Source organism: Chitinophaga sp. S165 (assembly GCF_003182155.1).
In the GTDB taxonomy this organism is placed as follows: Bacteria; Bacteroidota; Bacteroidia; order Chitinophagales; family Chitinophagaceae; genus Chitinophaga.
Map to the genome: position 1 here is coordinate 185,645 of NZ_QGTG01000007.1, position 21,214 is coordinate 206,858.

The 21,214-nt window shown below is 45.5% G+C and carries 15 protein-coding genes; 13 read left to right on the plus strand and 2 right to left on the minus strand.

Annotated features, from left to right (window positions below; all coding sequences use genetic code 11):
- Positions 1 to 64: 64 nt before the first annotated feature.
- The gene (locus C7475_RS23960) at positions 65 to 1,894 is read right to left on the minus strand and encodes an ABC transporter ATP-binding protein (RefSeq protein WP_110055942.1); all 1,830 of its coding nucleotides are present in this window, start codon (positions 1,892 to 1,894) and stop codon (positions 65 to 67) included.
- Positions 1,895 to 1,989: 95 nt separating this feature from the next.
- Here C7475_RS23960 and C7475_RS23965 point away from each other — a divergent pair, with 95 nt between their 5' ends.
- Entirely contained in the window at positions 1,990 to 2,184 is a 195-nt protein-coding gene (locus C7475_RS23965; RefSeq protein WP_110055943.1) for a hypothetical protein, read from the plus strand.
- A 317-nt stretch (positions 2,185 to 2,501) separates the two neighbouring features.
- On the opposite strand, the gene C7475_RS23970 is transcribed toward C7475_RS23965, so the two are convergent.
- Complete coding sequence (locus C7475_RS23970) at positions 2,502 to 3,437, minus strand: AraC family transcriptional regulator (protein WP_110055944.1); 936 nt, start codon at positions 3,435 to 3,437, stop codon at positions 2,502 to 2,504.
- Positions 3,438 to 3,538: 101 nt separating this feature from the next.
- Between C7475_RS23970 and C7475_RS23975 the strand changes: the two genes are divergently transcribed.
- The 12 genes from C7475_RS23975 to C7475_RS24030 all read left to right on the plus strand — a co-directional run bounded on the left by C7475_RS23975 (position 3,539) and on the right by C7475_RS24030 (position 21,174).
- Positions 3,539 to 3,820 carry a hypothetical protein gene (locus C7475_RS23975; RefSeq protein ID WP_110055945.1) on the plus strand — a complete coding sequence of 94 codons (282 nt, stop codon included), beginning with the start codon at positions 3,539 to 3,541 and terminating at the stop codon, positions 3,818 to 3,820.
- Between the two features lie 258 nt (positions 3,821 to 4,078).
- A complete protein-coding gene (locus tag C7475_RS23980; RefSeq protein ID WP_158286601.1) occupies positions 4,079 to 5,728 on the plus strand; it encodes a glycoside hydrolase in 1,650 nt (549 codons plus the stop codon).
- Positions 5,729 to 5,947: 219 nt separating this feature from the next.
- Positions 5,948 to 8,386 carry a glycoside hydrolase N-terminal domain-containing protein gene (locus tag C7475_RS23985; RefSeq protein WP_110055947.1) on the plus strand — a complete coding sequence of 813 codons (2,439 nt, stop codon included), beginning with the start codon at positions 5,948 to 5,950 and terminating at the stop codon, positions 8,384 to 8,386.
- A gap of 402 nt (positions 8,387 to 8,788) precedes the next feature.
- A complete protein-coding gene (locus C7475_RS23990) occupies positions 8,789 to 9,634 on the plus strand; it encodes an aldo/keto reductase (RefSeq protein ID WP_110055948.1) in 846 nt (281 codons plus the stop codon).
- 220 nt (positions 9,635 to 9,854) lie between these two features.
- Complete coding sequence (locus C7475_RS23995) at positions 9,855 to 11,171, plus strand: sugar porter family MFS transporter (RefSeq protein ID WP_110055949.1); 1,317 nt, start codon at positions 9,855 to 9,857, stop codon at positions 11,169 to 11,171.
- Between the two features lie 194 nt (positions 11,172 to 11,365).
- Positions 11,366 to 12,499, plus strand: coding sequence for a TlpA disulfide reductase family protein (locus C7475_RS24000; RefSeq protein WP_110055950.1), 1,134 nt, complete (start codon positions 11,366 to 11,368; stop codon positions 12,497 to 12,499).
- A gap of 177 nt (positions 12,500 to 12,676) precedes the next feature.
- Positions 12,677 to 13,006: a cupin domain-containing protein gene (locus tag C7475_RS24005; protein ID WP_110055951.1), complete on the plus strand. Its 330-nt coding sequence runs from the start codon at positions 12,677 to 12,679 to the stop codon at positions 13,004 to 13,006.
- A gap of 99 nt (positions 13,007 to 13,105) precedes the next feature.
- Positions 13,106 to 13,603 (plus strand): ferritin, encoded by a 498-nt coding sequence (locus C7475_RS24010; RefSeq protein WP_110055952.1) that lies wholly within the window; start codon positions 13,106 to 13,108, stop codon positions 13,601 to 13,603.
- Positions 13,604 to 13,796: 193 nt separating this feature from the next.
- A complete protein-coding gene (locus C7475_RS24015; protein WP_110055953.1) occupies positions 13,797 to 14,438 on the plus strand; it encodes an RNA polymerase sigma-70 factor in 642 nt (213 codons plus the stop codon).
- Positions 14,439 to 14,534: 96 nt separating this feature from the next.
- Entirely contained in the window at positions 14,535 to 15,584 is a 1,050-nt protein-coding gene (locus tag C7475_RS24020; RefSeq protein ID WP_158286602.1) for a FecR family protein, read from the plus strand.
- 408 nt (positions 15,585 to 15,992) lie between these two features.
- A complete protein-coding gene (locus C7475_RS24025; RefSeq protein ID WP_233259947.1) occupies positions 15,993 to 19,517 on the plus strand; it encodes a SusC/RagA family TonB-linked outer membrane protein in 3,525 nt (1,174 codons plus the stop codon).
- 34 nt (positions 19,518 to 19,551) lie between these two features.
- Positions 19,552 to 21,174 (plus strand): SusD/RagB family nutrient-binding outer membrane lipoprotein, encoded by a 1,623-nt coding sequence (locus tag C7475_RS24030; RefSeq protein ID WP_158286603.1) that lies wholly within the window; start codon positions 19,552 to 19,554, stop codon positions 21,172 to 21,174.
- The last annotated feature ends 40 nt before the right edge of the window (positions 21,175 to 21,214 follow it).

Sequence of the window (21,214 nt, forward strand, 5' to 3'; positions counted from 1 at the left end):
GATTTGGGTAGGTTTATGTACGCAACAGTGGCCCAAAAACCATGCCCCGCAGGGTACGCTGATCTTACTCCTGTTCCGGAACAGGGAGTGGTGTAACATCTGGTAACGACGTTCCCATCTGGCTAAGATCTTCAGGGCCCGAAGGTGATGGGCTGCGGCGTTCGCCGATCTGCTGGCGCCACATGGCGTAATAAAGCCCCTTTTGTTCCAATAGCTCCTGATGTGTCCCTGTTTCCACGATCCTGCCTTTTTCCAGCACATAAATGGTATCTGCGTGCATAATGGTGGACAACCTGTGTGCGATGAGTATATTAAGTTGCTCTCTCCTGGCGGAGATGTTACGCACCGTATCAGTGATGGCCTCCTCTGTTAATGAGTCAAGCGCAGAAGTCGCCTCGTCAAAAATGAGCAGTCTCGGATTGCGGATCAGTGCACGGGCAATGGAAATGCGTTGTTTCTCTCCACCGGAAAGTTTCAGTCCTCCTTCTCCGAGTTTCGTATTCAGTCCGTGTGAAGAACGGGCCAGCAGCTGCGCGCAGGAGGCTTTGTGGAGCGCGGCGATCATTTCTTCATCGGTGGCGTCTGGTTTTACGAACAGCAGATTGTCTTTGATGGTGCCGGCAAATAACTGGGTATCCTGCGATACGAAACCGATCTGTCTGCGCATCTGGTTATAACGGATATCGCCGGAAGGAATGTCGTTGAAAAGGATCTCTCCCGATACTGGTTGATAAAGGCCCAGCAGCAATTTCACGAGGGTGGATTTACCCGAACCGGAGGGGCCGACAAAGGCAATAGTATCTCCCAATGTTGCATCGAAACTGATACCATCCATGGCATTCGTTGTAGCTGTCTGATGGCGGAATACGATCTCTGAGAAGCGGATCGTTTCCAGCGGTCCCAGTTCTACCGGGCTGGCAGGTCTTTCTTCTACCGGTTTGTGCATCAGCTGGTCAAATAATTGCAACGAGCTTTCAGCTTCCCTGTACGCCAGGATGATACTTCCCAGTTCCTGCAAAGGCCCGAAGATAATGGTGGAAATGAACTGCATGGCGATCAGTTCCCCCGGGCTAAGCACCTTACGGAAGATGAGCCATAGAAGGATAAAGAGTATGGATTGTCTTAACAGGTTCAGGGTGGTGCCTTGTATGAAAGACAATGTCCTGACCCGTTTTACTTTCGTTATCTCCAGGTCGTAGATGGTTTTGGTGAAGGTGCGTAAGCGCCGGATCTCTGGAAAGGTGAGCCCGAGGCTTTTAACCAGTTCAATATTGCGGAGAGATTCGGTGATAGTACCCGACATCTTCAATGTTTCCTTATTAATGGCCCGCTGGATCTTTTTTATTTTCCGGCTGAGCAATCCGGTTAGGGCGCCTAACACAACCACCCCGATAAAAAAAATAGGGACCAGGGCCCAGTGTTTGGTAATGGCATACCAGATCAGGAATCCTATACCTACAAGGGAAGAGAAGAGTATGTTGATAGATGCATTGATGAAACGTTCGGTATCGTTGCGGACTTTCTGAAGCAGGGCGACTGTTTCACCGCTTCGCTGTTCCTCAAACTCCTGGAAGGAGAGACGGAGGGTCTGTTTAAGTCCATCATTGAATACCTGCATGCCGAACCGTTGTACGATGAGCCGCATGATAAAGTCCTGGAGAGCTTTGGATAGGCGGGCTACCATAGCTACCGCTATTGCCAGGGCCAGCCAGAGCAGCACACCTCTTGCCAGTTCACTTTCGGTCCTGTTGCCGGGATGCAGGGCATAATTGTCGATGATCTTCCCGAAGATCACGGGGTCGGTCATCATAGCCACCTGTCCGATACCGGCGAGTAGGAGGGATAGGGCAATCATCCAGCGATGGGGGCGCATGTAATTCCAGAAGATCTTCATGCCGGGTTCTGCACAAAAATTACACCATAGGAGAGGCAGGCGTCTATTTGGCAGGGAGGGGCATGTAATTTGTATCTCCTATTGTAAAACTTGCTATGGAAAAGCGGATCATTGGGATCATACTTACCTTCCTGGGTATTGCCGGCCTGATAATGGGCGCTATGAACTTTATGAACAGTACAGGGGCTACCCGGAGCATTAAAGGGATTATCATTTATTCCATCCTGGGGGCTATCTTCTTCTTTGCGGGCATAGGTCTGATCAGAAGTACAAAGGACCGGCCTTCCTGAGACATGTTCCCTGGCAGGTATGGTAGTGTTTATACTGAATTGACTTCAGTGGTTGTTCTATGCTTTGCCGGCGCTTATTCGATGCTTGTTCGACGCCTGTTCGACCAGGGTGTTTTAGTTAAAATAATATCAGAGGTGGACATAATGCCGCTTACCAGGTAGATGGATGACGTAAATACGCATCAGACATGGCTTTACCATGCTTTAACCATGCTTTTGATGTGGACTTGAGCTGGACTTGATGTGGACTTGATATGGTGATTGTTTAGTCCAAAATGCATCTACTGGGTAGGTGATCTGTACTGATCAAAGATACTTTATTGTTTTAATTTACCAGGGGAGATATTATACTTCTTTTTAAAAGCAGCTGCAAAATGTTGCGGGTATTGATAACCAACTAATTCCGCCACTTCTCCTACGGTCTTCTTTTCGTCGAGCAGCAATTGTTTTGCTTTCTCCATTCTTATATGGGTGAGATAGCCGAAAACGGTATAGCCGAATAATGCCTTGAACCCCTGTTTTAGCTTTTTCTGATTGATACCCACATGGGTGGCCAGGGAAAATATGGAACAGTCATCCATAAAGTGCAGCTCCAGGTATTGCCTGGCTGCGTGCAGGCGTTCTACATCGGAGGGACGAAATGCGTCTGCATGAGGTATATATTGGTCAAATCCTGTTACCTGCAAGAGGAATAGTTCGATCATTTTAGCCTCGAGGAACAGCCGTTTCATATGTCCGGTGTAGGAGGTGTTACGCATATCCGCGATGATCATGTGCATCTGTGGTGTGATCTCCATACTATGTCCCGGCCAGTGGTGATGGCGGGGCGTTTGCAATTGGTGGGAGAAGTCCATCAGAAAGGAACAATCCTCCGTAACGAGCGATTCAAATACCGGGCGCGGTAACTCTATTTCGAAGAGGGAACTTTCTTCGCCGGGAAACAGGATATATTCTCCCTCCAGGTTATGTTGATAAAAAAGGCTTTGTTCGTTGCTATGCATCACGAGGTATTCTCCTTCGTAGGTTACACCAGACCTGCCATTCAGTTTAAAGTGCATTTCCACCCGTTCCTGTTCGAGTTGCATGGGAAAATGATATTCTTTATCGACCGAATAAGAGTACCACATCATTTTGGCATTATCCATCAGGATCTCGCTGCGGCGGATTTCCGGGCCGTCGGTTTCAGCTTTGGAGTAGAAACGTTCGGTCTCTTCCAGTTTGAAGGTAGGATGTGGTGATGGCATTAAGTTCATAAGAAAAAATGGTTTGGCACTTTTTGCGGCTATAATAGTCCCGTTTGCGTTAGCAGGAAAACAGGCTTGATCCGGAACTTCGTACAAAAATAAAGTTATTTATGAACTACGGACAGCCACATGGGGTATTACTTTTCTTTAAGAAAGGGAAAAACTGGGCAAGTGAAAACAGGGCGGCCTGCCTGGCGGCACAAAAGGAATTCTATGATGAGCTGGGGCAACGGGGCAAGGTCCTGCAAAGGGGGCAGCTGGTGCATGAAGATGAGCTATTTGTTTCATTGTCAATATTATCTGATACAGAGTTATGTACTATTCTGGAAAATGATCCTGCGATCAGAACGGACGTAAGCCAAGTTATTCATGCTGTACCAGTTATGTTTTGAAAATATCCTTTCGTCTTTCCTTGCATATATCGTAAACATAGAGTAAATTGTACATATGTGTATTGTAGTCAATGGATTGCGTAAACGAGTTGCGTATTTCATAAAATACCGTACATTGTATATTAATAGTTATGATTACACAATAGCAATTTTATCAATCAAAAGAGGCTTGTATCCCCGGATCTGTATTACTTGTGAGCAGCGTCGTGCGCTATGAAAAACCAGGGGGCAGCCGCATATTTAACTAACCCTTACCTCATGGAAAGACGTAATTTTCTAAAGCAGGCAATTGTTACCGCTGCGGGTAGCGCATTGTTGCCAGGCATTGTATCTGGCCGATCATTCTGGGAAGAACAGCCTCCTTTACTTATTGACACCAAAATTCAGGGGCGTACCTTTTCTCATTTCTGGAGCAAATGTGTTGGCGCCGGCAGGGCCGGCGAAGTATTCCGCCCCGGATCTCCCTGGCTGGAACAACTGCAATTCACAAAGAAGCATTGTGGCTTTGAATATTGTCGCTTTCATGGCATCTTTCATGATGATATGTCCGTTTACCAGGGCGGTGTTTATAATTGGCTGCGGGTAGATGATCTGATCAACAGGATACTGAAAAGCGGGATGAAACCTTTTGTAGAGCTGAGTTTCTTTCCGAGGGAAATGGCTGGTGGCGCAAGCACGGCCTTCTGGTGGAAAGCGAATGTATCGCCTCCGGCGGATTTTTCGAAATGGTCACAACTCATCACCAATTTTGCAAAACACTGTATAGAAAAGTTCGGTCAGAACGAAGTGAGTACCTGGTATTTTGAAGTATGGAATGAACCTAATCAGAAAGGTATGTGGGATGGCAGCAAGAGTCAGTACTTCGCCATGTATAAGGCTACTGCACAGGCGCTGAAGGCTGTATCGCCGCAACTGAAAGTAGGAGGCCCGGCCACTGGCAATTTCGTCGGCGACGGACGCTTTGATGGAGAAGCAGAAGATAAATCAAAAGTACTGACAGCCAGTACGGAAGACCTGGATAGCCTGAAATGGAAAGGAGTGTGGATAGAAGATTTCCTGGAATACTGCAAACGGGAACAGGCGCCGGTCGATTTTATATCTACCCATCCATATCCTACCGACTTCCCTTACAATGGCACCAAAGGCCGCAGCCGCGGTGTTGATGCAACATTAAAAGACCTGCAGTGGTTAAGGGCTGTCGTGGATAAAAGTGCCTTTCCAAAGGCAGAGATCCATCTTACAGAATGGGGGACCAGTTCTTCCGGCAGGGATGCGATGCACGATGCATTGCCAACGGCAGCTTATATTGTTAAGGCCAATGTGGATAGCATCGGATTGGCAGACTCGCTTTCGTATTGGTCGTTTACAGACAGTGGGGAGCAAGGTTCCGGCGGACAAGCATTTACAGGCGGATATGGATTGTTGAATTATCAGAGTATTCCCAAGCCATCGTTTCATGCTTACCGCATGTTACATGCACTGGGTGATGAACTGCTTTACAATAAGGACGGTATTGTAGTAACGCGGCATAAGAGTACACAAAAGCTGACTGCACTTGTGTATAACTATCCGGCGGGATTAAAGACCTCGCCGCCTTCTGGCGCAGATGATGTGGTGGCTAATACACTTAAATCAGGAGAGCCGCGCGACTTTACATTTAAGCTGATGAATACGAATAAGGACGCAACGTTTAATGTGGAGATCCTCGATAAGGAAAACGGTAATGCGCTCAATGCATGGAAGGACGCGGGGAATCCGGAATCATTGACAGGAGATCCGTTGAAGATGATGCAGAAGATGGCAATGGCAGTGAGGGAAGAACAGGTATTGTCCAGTAATACAGGCGTACTGCTGATCAGTAAAACATTGCAGCCCTGGGATGTGATGCTGATCGATGAAACACATTAAAGTATATCATTACTGACTGATGCCATGCTGATTAAAATTTTGTTTCCCCGTTAGTTGATCCCTGTATACCGGCATTTATGTGTTAAAACTACAATTATTATTTACAGGCGGTTTGCATTCGTAGATCATCGTTTGTATTTTGCTTTCCTGTACAATATTCCCGGCCATGAACTGTAAACAGGCATGGCTGATCTTTTATAGGTTAACACTTATCCAGTTATGAAAAAAACAGCCCTGCTTTTATTAGGCGGCATCTTACCACTGTTTTCATTTGCCCAGCAAGAATTGAAGTTATGGTACCGGCAACCAGCCGGCGATGTTTGGACTGCGGCGCTCCCTGTAGGGAACGGACGTTTGGGAGGAATGGTATTCGGTAATCCGGCCGAGGAGATCATTCAGCTGAATGAAGGTACGGTATGGACCGGTAGTCCAAACCGTAATGACAATCCTGATGCATTGGCAGCCTTGCCGAATATCAGGCAGCTGATCTTTGACGGCAAGTATAAGGAAGCACAGGAGCTGGCAGTGGAAAAGATCCAGAGTAAAACTTCCCATGGACAAATGTACCAGCCTGTAGGTAGTTTACACCTGGCATTTCCCGGACATGATCAGTATCAGCATTACTACCGGGAACTGGATATAAAAAAGGCGATTGCAAAGACAACCTACACTGTAAATGGTGTACAATATACCCGTGAGGTATTTGCCTCAGTGCCTGCACAGGCAATTATAGTACGGCTTAGTAGCAGTAAACCCGGTGCGCTGGACTTTTCTGCTTATCTGACCACGCCGCAGAAAAATGCGGCCTTAAAAGCAGCAGGAAAAGATCTTACTGTTAATGGAACAACCGGCAGTCATGAGGGGGTGGAAGGAAAGGTGCAGTTCAGCGGTATTGCAAGGGTGATTGCTTCAGGAGGCAGTGTTGTTACAGGCGATACACTTATTACGGTGAAGGGCGCCAATGACGCGCTGATCTTTATTTCCATGGCTACCAACTATGTGAATTATAAAGACCTTAGTGCTGATGCCGTGAAGCGTGCAACTGACGCATTGAATATTGCGGTAAAACAACCTTATGCTGCTTTGGTGAAATCGCATACGCTTGCTTACCAACGGTACTTTGATCGTGTGAAGATCGACCTGGGTACTTCAGATGCATCGAAAGAGCCTACAGATGTAAGGCTGGCCAATTTCTCAAAGGCATATGATCCGCAGTTCGTATCGCTTTATTTTCAGTTCGGCCGTTACCTGCTGATCTCCTGTTCTCAGCCTGGCGGACAACCAGCCACACTACAGGGACTCTGGAATGGAGAGATGAGACCACCATGGGATAGCAAATACACTATCAACATCAATACTGAAATGAACTACTGGCCGGCAGAAAAAGACAATTTGCCGGAAATGCATGAGCCGCTGATACAGATGGTCAAAGAACTCTCTGTAACGGGCCAGGGCACTGCACGTACGCTTTATGGCGCCAGGGGATGGGTAGCGCATCATAATACGGACCTCTGGCGTATAACCGGCCCGGTAGATAAGATCTACTGGGGCATCTGGAGTATGGGAGGCGCCTGGCTGGCACAGCACCTGTGGGAGCGTTATCTCTACAACGGGGATAAACGTTATCTGGCGGATGTATATCCGGCTATTAAAGGTGCAGCGTTGTTCTTTGTAGATGATCTGGTAGAAGATCCTAAAAGGAAATATCTGGTAGTGAATCCGGGTAATTCTCCGGAGAACTCGCCTGCTTCCAGGCCGGGCGTTTATTTCGATGCCGGTTGTACGATGGATAACCAGATCGTTTTTGATGCATTAAGCGCTGCTATTAATGCGGCTGATATCCTGGGTAGAGATGCTAAGTTGGCAGATACTTTCCGCACTGTGCGCAAGCGCCTGCCGCCCATGCAGATCGGTCAGTACGGACAATTGCAGGAGTGGATCGACGATATAGATAATCCGAAGGATGAGCATCGTCATATTTCACATTTATATGGCCTGTATCCTTCTGCTCAGATATCGCCCGACCGTACGCCCTTACTTGCCAGTGCCGCCAATACAACGTTGATACAACGTGGTGATGTATCTACCGGATGGAGTATGGGGTGGAAAGTGAACTGGTGGGCCAGATTGAGAAATGGAGAACATGCTATGAAGCTGATCACAAATCAATTGAACCCTGTGGGTAAACATGGAGGCGGTACTTATACGAACCTCTTTGACGCACATGCACCATTCCAGATAGATGGTAACTTCGGATGTACTTCCGGTATTACGGAAATGCTGATGCAGAGCCATGATGGAGCCATCTATGTATTGCCTGCGCTTCCATCGCAATGGAAGAGCGGGAGTATAAAAGGCTTGCGTGCCAGAGGTGGATTTGTGGTGGACGATCTGGTATGGCAGGACGGGAAAATTACTAAGCTGGTGATTAGATCTACATTGGGAGGCAATTGCCGTATCAGAAGTAATCAGCCGTTAAAGGCAACGCAGGAATTGAAGAAAGCGAGTGGGGAGAATAGTAACCCTTTTTACCAGGTAACGCCTGTGGCTGAAGCATTGATACATAGTAAGGATGTGAAGCTGCTGGAATTTGCTGAGACTCGTTTGTATGATGTGGCGACGGAGAAGGGGAAGACGTATGTGTTTACAGCGATGTGATGATACGATGTTGATGATACTTTATTTAAAAAAAGTTGCTCACCTTTTCACATATGGCAGACTGTGTGGGGTGAGCAACTATATAACCAATTATATTATTTTCAGCGATTATTGGAACTACCCTTCATCTTTGAAATTCATAAGAAAACATTTGTTTTTGCTAATCTCCGTTTTTTCTAAACATCTCATCTTTGTGTAGTCAAACTGAACAAAATGAATGATCAGTCAGTTTGATAAAAAACTGGTTTTTGATATATCAGCTATTTAAGAAGATAGTTCACTGATGCGCTCAACCATAATATGGGCAGGTATGTTTATTGATGCAGATAGCGTACCTGTAAACAGAATAACGTAACAGTACTATCATATTACATTTCAGGATTGATTATTAAAACATATAAAATGGCAACAAGCACAAAGAACCTGACCTTCAGTTTAGGGGGCCAGCTTGAGATCAACCGTCTTGGTTACGGTGGAATGCAATTGACAGGAACAGGCGTATGGGGAGAAGTAGCTGATCGTGAGAATGCGAAGAAAGTACTGCAGGCTGCTGTAGCCGGTGGTGTAAATTTCATCGATACTGCAGAAGCATATGGGCCAAAGTTTAATGAATCATTGATCGCAGATGCACTCTATCCTTACAAAGAAGACCTGATAATTGCAACCAAAGGAGGATTTGGCCGTACCGGACCTAATCAATGGACGCCTAATGGTACACCGGCTTTCATTCGTGAAAACATAGAGGGTAGTTTGAAACGCTTAAAGGTAGATACTATCGACCTCTGGCAACTGCACCGCATTGATCCTAATGTACCGGTAGAAGAAACATTGGTGCCTGTAGTGGAAGCTGTAAAAGCAGGAAAGATCAGGTATGTAGGTTTATCGGAAGTTACTATTGAACAGATCGAACAGGTTGAAAAGATATTGCCTGTTGTATCTGTGCAAAACCTCTACAATCTGGGTAACCGTCAATGGGAGGAAATTGTTGATTATACCGCTAAACGCGGCCTCGCATTTATTCCGTGGTTCCCGCTGGCTTCAGGTCCGGACGCACTGGCCGATAAGATCAGTAAGATCGCAGCAAAATATAATGCAACTACTGCGCAGATCGCACTGGCATGGTTGCTGAAACGGGCAGACAATATTCTGCTGATACCAGGTACCAGTTCTGTAAAACATCTGGAAGAGAACCTGGCAGCCGCTGAGATAGAGCTGACCGACGAAGAATTCGACGAGTTATCAAAATAACGATCATTTGATTGTGTACAAAAGCTGTTACGCGCTGTTACAAAACAGGGCGGACAGCTTTTTTTGTATCAGGAGCTGTGAATGTTAACCCCTGTAACACCTGTATGAATTTCAAATACGGGAGGTTTGTTTTTACCGTTTTTTATGTTTACTTTTTTCCCTTTTAGTAAAACGTTATGATCAACCGAGGCTCCACAAACAATCACAATAAATTTCACTCATGTTTTCTTATCCTGTTAGAATTGCTCTGATAGCCGCATTAGGCGGTTTCCTGTTTGGTTTTGAAACAATTGTTATATCCGGCGCTGAAAAGACGCTCATGAAGCTATGGGAGCTCAGCCCTTTCTGGCTTGGGTTTACGGTGGCTTCCAGTTTATTGGGAACTGTACTTGGTTCTCTGGTAGTGGGTGTTCCTGCACGTATCTATGGCCGTAAGAAAGTGTTGCAGGCCATTGCGATCCTGTACGTCCTTTCGGCCATTGGTTGCGCCTCCGTATCTGCGTGGTTATTGTTCATATTGTTCCGTTTTATGTCGGGTATTGCCGTTGGTGCCTCTTCGGTAGTAGGGCCTATGTATATTTCAGAGATCTCTCCGGCACAGTTGCGCGGCCGGTTGGCAGGATCTTTCCAGCTGAATATCGTAGGCGGGATATGTGTTGCTTACCTGACAAACTTCCTGTTTGTAGGTATGGGAGATGAAGCCTGGCGCTGGATGTTGGGTATTATGGTCGTGCCGGCGGGTTTGTTCTGGATATTACTGAGAATTATTCCTGAAAGTCCACGCTGGCTCATACTTAATAACCGGGAGGCCGAAGCGGTGCCTATTATGCAGCGTTTACAGGAAGTGGATATCCCCGGGGCTATAACGGCTATCCGGGAATCGGTTAAAACACACCAGGAGAACCTCTTTCAGGCCCGGTATGCTAAACCGATCCTTTATGCTGTATTGCTGGCGATGTTCAATCAGCTGTCTGGTATTAATGCCATTCTGTATTATGCGCCCCGTATATTCGAAATGGCGGGATTCAGCAAGGAGGACGCCTACCTGCAGCCGGTTTATATCGGCGCGGCCAATCTGGTGTTCACCCTACTGGCGATGACGGTTATTGATAAATTTGGCCGGAAGACCTTATTGCTGATCGGTTCCCTGGGGATGATCCTGTTCCTGGGCCTGACTGCTTACGCCTTCAGAGATCCTGCTCATCTTGGCGGTAATGTGCTGATCTACCTGATCGGGTATATAGCCTTCTTTGCTTTCTCCCAGGGAGCTGTGATCTGGGTATTTATTTCCGAGATCTTCCCTAATTCTGTAAGATCGCAGGGCGGAGCGCTGGGTAGTTTCACCCATTGGATCATGGCGGCCATTATTTCCTGGACTTTCCCGATCATTGTGTCGGGCAGTGAGATGGGCGGCTATTATTCCTTTGTGTTCTATAGCGGTATGATGTTGTTGCAGTTGCTGTTCATCTGGAAGGTGATGCCGGAAACCAAAGGCCGGTCACTGGAAGAGATCCAGAAGGAACTGGGGATAGAGTAACGCAGGCTGCAGTTCCCATATCAATTTGATCTGATCTATATCCTACGGCGTAGTAGGCCAGTAGGATATAGGTCAAATGCTATCCCGGAAGTTTTTCATATACTGTTTTGACCGATTATCCAGCGGGTGCAGTCCGACTTCGTATTTATTTACTATTTTTAGTGATACTCGAAAAAAATCAAACCAAACCAAGCATGAACAGATTATTAGCAGCCTTAACCTTACTGCTGTCCCCAGGTGTTTTGTTAGCTCAGAAAGGGGATTTCGTACTGAAAGGTAAGATTGGCAACTGGAACGCTCCAGTGAAGGCACACCTCGTTTACCGTCAGGCAGGCGTAGATGTAAAGGACTCTGCCGTATTAAAAGACGGTGCATTTGAATTTAAGGGCACGATAGATGGGCCTTCCCAGGCTATGATGGTATTGAAGCATGCCACACCATCGCCAGACCCGAGACAGCGTGATATGATCATCTTCTACGTTGAAAAAGGAACTATCACCCTGACCAGCCCGGACTCTCTGCAGAAAGTTACTTTTGCGGGTTCACCGGTAAATGCTGATAACCAACGTTTACAGGAAGCGCTTAAGCCGGTAGGTACACTTTATGGACAGCTGAATGCGGAATATATGGCTGCTGACGACGAGAAACGCGGCTCCGTTGAGTTCCGTCAGTACCTGGACCAGAAGGTGGAAGAACTCCGTAAGCAGGAGAAGGCTATTTATGCAGACTTTGTGAAGAACAATCCCAAATCTATTATCAGCCTTGATGCATTACAGCAATATTCAGGAGGTATGCCCGACGATATCGGACAGATAGAAACCATGTTCAACAGTCTGGACGCCAGCGTGCAAAAGAGCAAGAACGGGGCGGAATATGCGAAACTGCTGACCAGCTGGAAGAGCACTGCTGTTGGAGCAGAAGCCCCGCTGTTCACTCAAAATGATACCCTGGGTAAACCAGTGAACCTGAAAGACTTCCGTGGTAAATATGTATTGGTTGACTTTTGGGCTTCCTGGTGTGGTCCCTGCCGTGCAGAGAACCCGCATGTAGTTGCAGCGTATAACAACCACAAAGACAAGCAGTTCACCATTCTCAGCGTGTCGTTAGACCAGCCGACCGGTCGTGACGCCTGGCTGAAGGCGATCCATAAGGATAACCTCACCTGGACGCACGTATCCGATCTGAAATTCTGGGACAATGCCGTGGCTAAGATGTACGGTGTAAGATCAGTGCCTCAGAACTTCCTGCTTGACCCGCAGGGTAAGATCGTGGCTAAAAACCTGAGAGGAGAGGAGCTGGATAAACGTTTGAGTGAAATACTGAAATAGTTCCGGGATATTTATTTAAGATATAGTCCATAGAGATCGAAATTGTTGAGTAGTTATTAGCAGATCAATGATTAACTTGGTAAGCTAAGAAACCGGCAACAGGAACGGTGCGCTATGGGCTATTTCATTTTAACAGGCTTGTGAAGCGCGCCACTGAAGCGCTTAAAATAACCCGAAATGGACCTATTTATAGAAGACGAACATATTCAGTGGGAAACGCCCGATGTGGGCATCCGACGGAAGATAATGGCGTATAATGAGCAATTGATGCTGGTAAAAGTGGAGTTTCAGCAGGGAGCGGTAGGAGCGTTGCATGAGCACTACCACTCACAGATCTCCCATGTAGAAAGTGGTGTTTTTGAGATCACCATTGACGGCGTGAAGAAGACCCTGAAAGCAGGGGACGCCTATTATATCCCGCCTCACGTGGTACATGGGGCATTGTGCCTGGAACCTGGCGTGCTGATAGACGTTTTCAGCCCGCACCGGGAAGATTTTATTAAGTAAGGCAGTGGTTTTCAATACTAATTGAGCGTGAGATTTCAGCGGGCTCAGGAAATTTAGTACATTTAGCTTGTTCAATTTTTCACCCTAAAAGCGAATAATATGTTGTCACAAAGAATGCAGGAAGCCCTGAACCGGCAGGTGGTAATGGAAGCGCAGTCTTCCCAGGCTTACCTGGCAATGGGCAGTTGGGCGGATATCCAGCCCGGTCTGAAAGGCGTAACAAAGTTTTTCTTCAAGCACAGCGACGAGGAGCGTTTCCACATGCTGAAGCTGATCCATTATATTAACGAAAGAGGAGGTTTTGCGGTAGTTCCTGCATTGGCACAACCGGTCCTGACTTTTGTGTCTCTGAAAAAAGCTTTCGAGGAGCTTTTCGCGCACGAGGTAAAAGTGAGTGAAGGGATTAATGAGCTGGTGGACATCGCCCTGCAGGAAAAGGATTATGCGACCCATAATTTCCTGCAATGGTATGTAAATGAGCAGATTGAAGAGGAGCGCCTGGCCAGAGAGTGTAATGACAAGCTCGAGCTGATAGGCGATGATAAGAGCGGTTTGTACCTGTTTGACCGCGATATCATGACTATGGATCAGGAATAGATTGATTTACAGATATTTATAAGCCCGGCCTGCGTAAGCAGACCGGGCTTCTTATTTGCACCAAAACAGGATGTGTTTTCCTAATGTATTGGAGTTAATATATATTATAAATAATTAATTCAGAAAGTTTTATTATTTTTATTTGCCATATAGTTTTACTACATTGCCGTCTGAAATATAATGAAAAGTTAGAATGCAAAAGGAGGTTAATATAAATGATCTATGGGAGCGCATCACGGTTGACAGCGATCCAAAATCATTTGAGGTTTTTTTCCATGAATTAAACCCCAGGCTCGTGAAGTTTTGCACTATGTACGTTCATTATCAACAAGTTGCGGAAGAGATAGTTTCCGACGTATTTGTTAAATGCTGGATGGACAGAGCTAAAATGAAGGACGTTCTCAAGCCTGAGACATATCTTTTTATTGCCGTAAAGAACCACGCATTAAACTACAACAAGCGTTTTTCCAGTCTCCAACTGGTAAATATAGACGACCACGAGGGAGGTACGCAGTTGGTCAATACAGCTTCCCCGGAGATGGAGTTAGAGAAGAAAGAGTTGTTTTTCAGGATGGACCAGGCTATTTCTTCCCTGCCTCGCCAGTGTAGCATTATATTCCGGCTGGTGAAGGAGAGCGGGATGAAATACAAGGAAGTAGCAGAGATCCTGAATATATCCCCCCGCACGGTGCATACCCAGATGTTACGTGCTATGAAGAAGATGACGGTAGCGATGGAGCCTTATCTTAAAAAGGCAAATAAACAAGCTTCAGATAATATCACAGATACTATAATAACAACATTGCTGATAATATCAATATTTATGGGTAATTAACCCTTCAATATATATATGTTAAAAAAAATTTTAAACCTTGTACGCATATTAGGTATTAAATGTTGTCTTATATACAAAGGGTTATTCCATCGGACAATGAGCGAACGTTTTTTTGAAATTGTTATAAAGGACCTGGCTGGTGATTCAACACCAGAAGAAGGCCAGGAACTGCAACATATCATGAGTGAGGATACTGTCTTCGCCAGACAGTATGAGCTGTTCCGCATGTACTGGGCCCAGAATCATCATGATCATATTGACAGCAGAAGACTTTTTTCTAATGTGCAAACGCGTATCAGTGAATTGGAGAAAGAAGCCGGTACGCAGGTCATCGAGCCATTGATGACGCCTGTACGCGGAAAAGGCCGCCTGGTATGGATGTCTGGTGTTGCTGCAGCAGTAGCGCTCCTGATCACCGGCGGTGTGTATCTATACACCTCACTGCATGAGCCGCTTGTGGCCAAGTATACCTCTAAAGGGGAGAAATCCACCTTTATGATGGAAGACGGCACAAGGGTAACATTGAATGCGGACAGTAAGCTGGAATATGCAGCTAACTTCCCGGAGGAAAGCCGGGAGGTATATCTGACCGGTGAGGCATTCTTTGATGTGCACAGTGATGCACAGAAGCCTTTCATCATCCATACTAATAAAATGGATATTAAGGTGTTGGGAACAGCATTCAACGTAAAATCCTATCCAAACGAAACGTCAACAGAAGCAACGCTGCTAAAAGGGGCAATAGAAGTAACGGTAGCAGACAATCCTTCTGAGAAGATAGTACTGAAACCATCCCAGAAACTGGTCGTAAACAACTATGACTCTACGAAAAAGAAGTCAGTATCCCTGAAAAATGTCGTACCGGCATTAACCACACTGACTTACTTCCAGCAAAAGGATACCGTGATCATGGAAACTTCCTGGTTACAGAATAAACTGGTTTTCCAGGATGAATCCTTTGAAACGCTGGCAAAAAGAATGGAACGCTGGTATAATATCAGTATCCGGTTTAACAAAAGCGGTATGAAGCAGTTAAGATTTACCGGCATCCTGGAGGGGGAAACGGTGGCGGAAGCATTTAGCGCACTACACCTGACGGAAGATTTCAGTTACAGAATAGAAGATTCGACGATAGTAATATATTGATCAGGAAGACCTGGAAAAAGAGAAAACGATTTAAGAATTATCCTTTCAAACATTGGAAGGTGAGATGAGAACCCTATGCAGCCGATACCTATGTCTATGATTACACCTATGTATTCGCTCGTTCATTTCACCAGAAACAAAGTATTAACGCCTAAAATTTTGTGTATGGGAAAAGAGATCGACAACTATTAGATAAAGCAGGGACCTTTTTTAAATGGTACCTGCTGTCAACGAAACTTATATCCTTAAATGAATGGTTTTTTGAACAATCCTGACATTTGAAAGACTTTAATCACCCTTAACATCTAAGTTATGACTTTTATCCTACGCCCCAGGGGCGTAAAGATCCCTTACGGGCTTTTAAAGCCAATGCTACTTATGAATCTGGTCTTGGGACTAATACTTACTATGAGTGTTAGCGCAAGCGCCCGTGCAACCAAACTCACTCTTAACCTCCGTGACGTTGAATTTAAAAAGGTACTGACTGTAATTGAAAGTCAGAGCGATTACCGCTTTATGTTCAGCAACAGGAACATACCGAGCGACAGTAAAGTAGACATTAATGTAAAAGACGCACAGATCACTACAGTAATGGATCTGATTTTGAACAACTCTGGTTATACATACCAGGAACTGTCCAACAATCTGATCGTTATCATGCCGGAAGGCGCTCAGCTGAAAGCTATCAAAGTTACCGGTAAGGTATTGGACCAGACTGGTGAGGCTTTGATCGGAGCTTCTGTAAAGATCAAGGGAACTTCTGATGGGGTAGCGACGGATGAAAATGGTGCGTTCACCATTAGCGTTCCGGACGATGCAGTATTATTAGTGTCTTATGTAGGTTTTAAAACACAGGAAATTCCTGTGAATGGTAAGACCGCCATCACTATCACTCTGCAACCAAATGAAAAAATGATGAATGAAGTGGTAGTAACTGCACTGGGTATCAAGAGAGAGCAAAAGGCTCTCGGGTACGCAGTAAGTACTATCACTTCTGAACAGATCACTGCTTCTGGCGCCACCAACTTTGCCTCTGCCTTGTATGGTAAGGCTGCCGGTGTAAAGATCACTACCGCTCCAGGTGGTGCTACCAGTGCGGTGAATATACAGATCCGTGGTGTGAACTCCCTCAACTACAATACGCAACCGCTGTATGTAGTAGACGGTGTGCAGATCAGGAATAACAACGAAAAAGGTGCAGCAGGTACAAACAACACTGACTACTGGGCAGATCAACGTATCCGTGGTAACGGTATCCTGGATATCAACCCGGCCGACATCGAAAGTCTGACAGTATTGAAAGGTGCGAGTGCTACTGCGCTGTATGGTTCTGACGCAGCGAGCGGTGTTGTGGTAATTACTACCAAGAAAGGTATGAAAGGAAGAGGCTTAGGCGTTGACGTGAACTATTCACATACCGCAGAGAGAATTGCTTTTGCTCCTCAATACCAGAATATATATGGACCTGGTAACGATGCTGCAGTTAACATCAGCCAGGGCGCGAGAGCAGATGGATGGGTAGATGTAGGAACCGACGGAACGGTCAGACCGCTTTTCAGGGCTTACTCCCAGTTTGGTCCGAAAATGGAGGGACAGATGGTTCCCTGGTGGGATGGTACTATGCATCCCTATTCACCCCAACCCGATAACTATAAGCAACTCTTTCAGAAGGGATACAATTCAAATTTGAATGTATCCCTTTCGAACATGACAGAAAAAGCAAATTACCGCTTCTCTTATACCCGTAATGATTACAAAGGTATCCAGATCGGCGGTGACCAGCAGCGTAATACTTTCAACCTGAACAGTACTATCAAGCTGCATAACAAAATAAGCCTGGATGTTGTGGGTGGTTATGTAAATACAAAGATCACCAACAGGCCTATGCAGATGGCACGTATATTCAATGCGTTCGACGGGTTCTTCTCCCGTGCAGAAGATATGAGTGTGATCTTTGACAAGTACAAAACTTCAAAAGGGTACAAGTGGGTCCCCTTCGACAGGGTGAATGAAAACCCCGAAGAAGCACTCAAGTATCAGATCCGTCCTTTTGAGTTGCTTGATTTCCTGTGGAGACAGTTACGTAACCAGGAGGTAGAAAAGCAGGACCGTTTACTTTCCAGTGTAACGTTGAATGTTGAACTTGCAAAAGGGCTGAAGTTCCGTACCAGGATAGGTAATGACTTCACTAGCTTGAATACTGAAAGCAAACAATACAACGAAAAACCAATTGCGTTTAACGCAGCAAGTGGAAGTACCGGTGCTTACATCGTATCTAAGGGCCGCTATGCGGTTACCTATACTGACCAGTTACTGACATATGCAAAAGATGAAGATTCCAGGAAGTTTGGTTATTCATTCAGCGCAGGTTTACAGACACGTAAAGAAAGCTACAGTGATCAGAGCTCGGGCACGAACGGTGGTCTGGTAACTGCAAACTGGTTTAGTATCAATAACTCATATAATATTCAGACCACATCTGAGCGCCGCAGCGGTGTATTTAAATATGCATATCTCGGTATCATGAACCTGAGTTATATGAACTATTTGTTCCTGGAAGGTACTGCCCGTCAGGAATATTCCTCAACATTGCCTCACCAGAATAACAGTTATTTCTATCCTTCAGTAAACACGAGCTTCATCTTTACTGAAGCTTTCCGCCTGCCGACATTCCTTTCTTATGGTAAGGTGAGAGCTTCATATGGTCTGGTAGGTAATGCGCCTCCTGCATTCGAATCTAACGTGACTTATACTCAGAAACCAGTTTCGGTAGGTACAAAATCGATTCCGGTACTTGTTGCACAGGATAATTACGGTAATGAGAGCCTGAAGTCAGAGCGCAAAAAAGAAATGGAGATCGGTACCGAGTTGAAAGTAATGTCAAACCGTTTAGGTCTGGACATCTCTTATTATAACAGTAGGGTAACTGACCTGTTGATGCGTTTGAACGTTGCTGCAAGTAACGGTGCGCTGACGAGGATCACTAACGTGGGAGAATTGCATAGCCATGGTCTTGAAGTTGCAATAAACGCGAATCCGGTAAACAGAAAGATCAAGTGGAATACACGTCTGAACTTCGCTATGAACTCCTCTACTGTTGAGTCACTGGCGCCAGGTGTAAATCAGATCGTGATGCTCAATGCTTCTCAGAACGCGTTGAGAGTGGTTGCTGAAGTTGGACAGCCTATCGGTAATATCTATATGTATCCACGTGCTGTTGACGCTAAAGGTAACTTCATCATTGGTGACAATGGTTTATACCAGATCGATGTTAACAAACTGGAAAAAGTAGGTAACCTGTTACCGAAGGTCGTGGGTGGTTTTGCGAATACAATTAATTATCACAATCTGTCGCTGGACTTTATGATCGACTACCGTTTTGGTGGAAAGATCGTATCAACGCCACTGAAATTCCAGACAGCGGGTGGTATGTTCACTAACACATTGGAGTATCGTGATGAAGAGCATGGAGGTATTCCTTACTACATAAACGCTGCTAATGAGAAAGTAGAATTACCAAGCCATAACTCTGTCCCTCCTGTTGGAAAGGCTTATCATGACGGTGTAAGACTGGAAGGCGTAACGAAAGATGGTTCCCCTAATACCAAAATAGTTGAAGCGGCTTATTACTACCGTAACACATTTACTGATGGTGCTACAACATGGAATGCGCCTGCGGTACAGAAGAACGATTATGCAAAATTGCGTGAACTTGTACTCGGCTATAACATTTCAAAAGCGACAGCGGCGAAATTGCACTTCCAGAGTTTGCGTCTTTCCCTGATCGGAAGAAACCTGCTGTATGTGTACAGAACCATGAAGAACCTTGATCCGGAAGCTCCAATGGGTAGCAGCTGGTTAAAACAGGGTATCGATGAAGGTTCATCAGGTGCGACCCGCAGCTACGGATTCAGTCTAAATGCAAGCTTCTAATCTTAAATGTGACTTGTTACAAACAGTTCTAAGTATGAAAAAATTAATAATAAATATAAGTTGTCTAATAGGGTTGGTCCTGGGAATAGCGGGTTGTAGCAGCCAGCTTGATGATTATTATGTAGACCCTGACAAAACCACCAATCCAACAATTGAGAAGTTATTCTCAGGTATTCTGGAGAACAACCGTATAAGGCCTCAGTATTGGGAAATACGTACGATGTCCGCGACGATAGCCGGTGCTTATTGCCAGACCGCTACAATTGATAACTCTGCTGAAGACAGATATTTCCAGAATGCCGGTCACGTAGAGGGTTTCTGGAATGACTTCTACAGACCGAGCAACCAGAGCTCAAATCCTGCCGATTATAACACCGGTAATGGTGTGATGGCGCAGTACCGCACTATGCAGCGTTTGTATGGTGTATTGCCTTTGGATGAGCGTCCGAACGTTCAGGTATTTATGATGGCGGGCAGGGCGCTGCTTCTTGATCAGACAGCTCAGATGATCGATCTGTTTGGAGATATTCCCTTCACAGAAGCAGGCTCACTGGATTATAGCAACACTATTTCAAATGCAAAATTCCAGGACCAGAAAGAATTGTACGATACAATTCTTATCGGTCTGAAAGACGTTGCTGAATGGTTTGCAGGAACAACCCTGAACTCAAGTGCAGAAGCATCATTTAAGTCACAGGACTATCTGATGGGTGGAAGTCTTGATAAATGGCGTCGTTACATCAACTCTATCCGTTTGCGTTACCTGATGCGTATTTCTTTCGTTGATGAGGAAAGAGCAAAGGCAGAGGTAGCGGAAATCCTTTCAAATCCGATCTTTTACCCACTGGTAGATGGAGATGGTGTAGGAGATAACTATAATCCGCTCAACACGGATGTTCTATTGCAGCAGTTTAATAACTATACCGATAACCTGAGAAACGTTTTTACAGAAACAAGGGCTATCGCTGCACCGGACTACATGTTAAATACCGTGATGCTGCCGGCGAACGATCCGCGTATACCGTTCATGTTCGATAAAAATACCAATAAGGGTAAAGAGCCTAATAAGACATATCGGGCGATGAAATACAACGAAACAAAACAGGCTGACAGTCTTACTTATTGCTCCATTATGGACTCAAGCGTATTCGTTTTTAACTCAAGGCTTCCGGGTGTTTATGTATCTGCTGCAGAAACGAATTTCCTCAAAGCAGAGGCGTTTGAACGTGGCTTCTACGCAGGTTCGGCTCAAGCTGCTTATGAGTTAGGGATCCGTCAGGCAATTGCTTTTATGTATTATTTATACAATACGAGCACAAGCAAGTATGAAGCGCTGACACAGCCGTCTACAGCTACTGTATCGGCATTTTTGACACAGCCATCTGTTGCATACGCAGGCGATCAGGCTACGAAGCTTGACAGGATCTGGACACAGAAATGGCTTCATTTCAATATGCTGCAATCTCGTCAGGCATGGGCTGAGTGGCGTCGTACCGGTTCTCCGAAAATAACTACTTTCCCTTCACCACGTCCGGGATATGAGTTGCCTCCAAACAGGTTGCTCTACCCAACAAGTGAAGTTGCTTATAACAGCAGCTATTCAGAAGTGAAGGCAAAAGATACTCGTGACGCAAAAATTTTCTGGATGAAAGAATAACAGACCGGCTTTAAGAATTATAATTTAGATGGGGGACAAG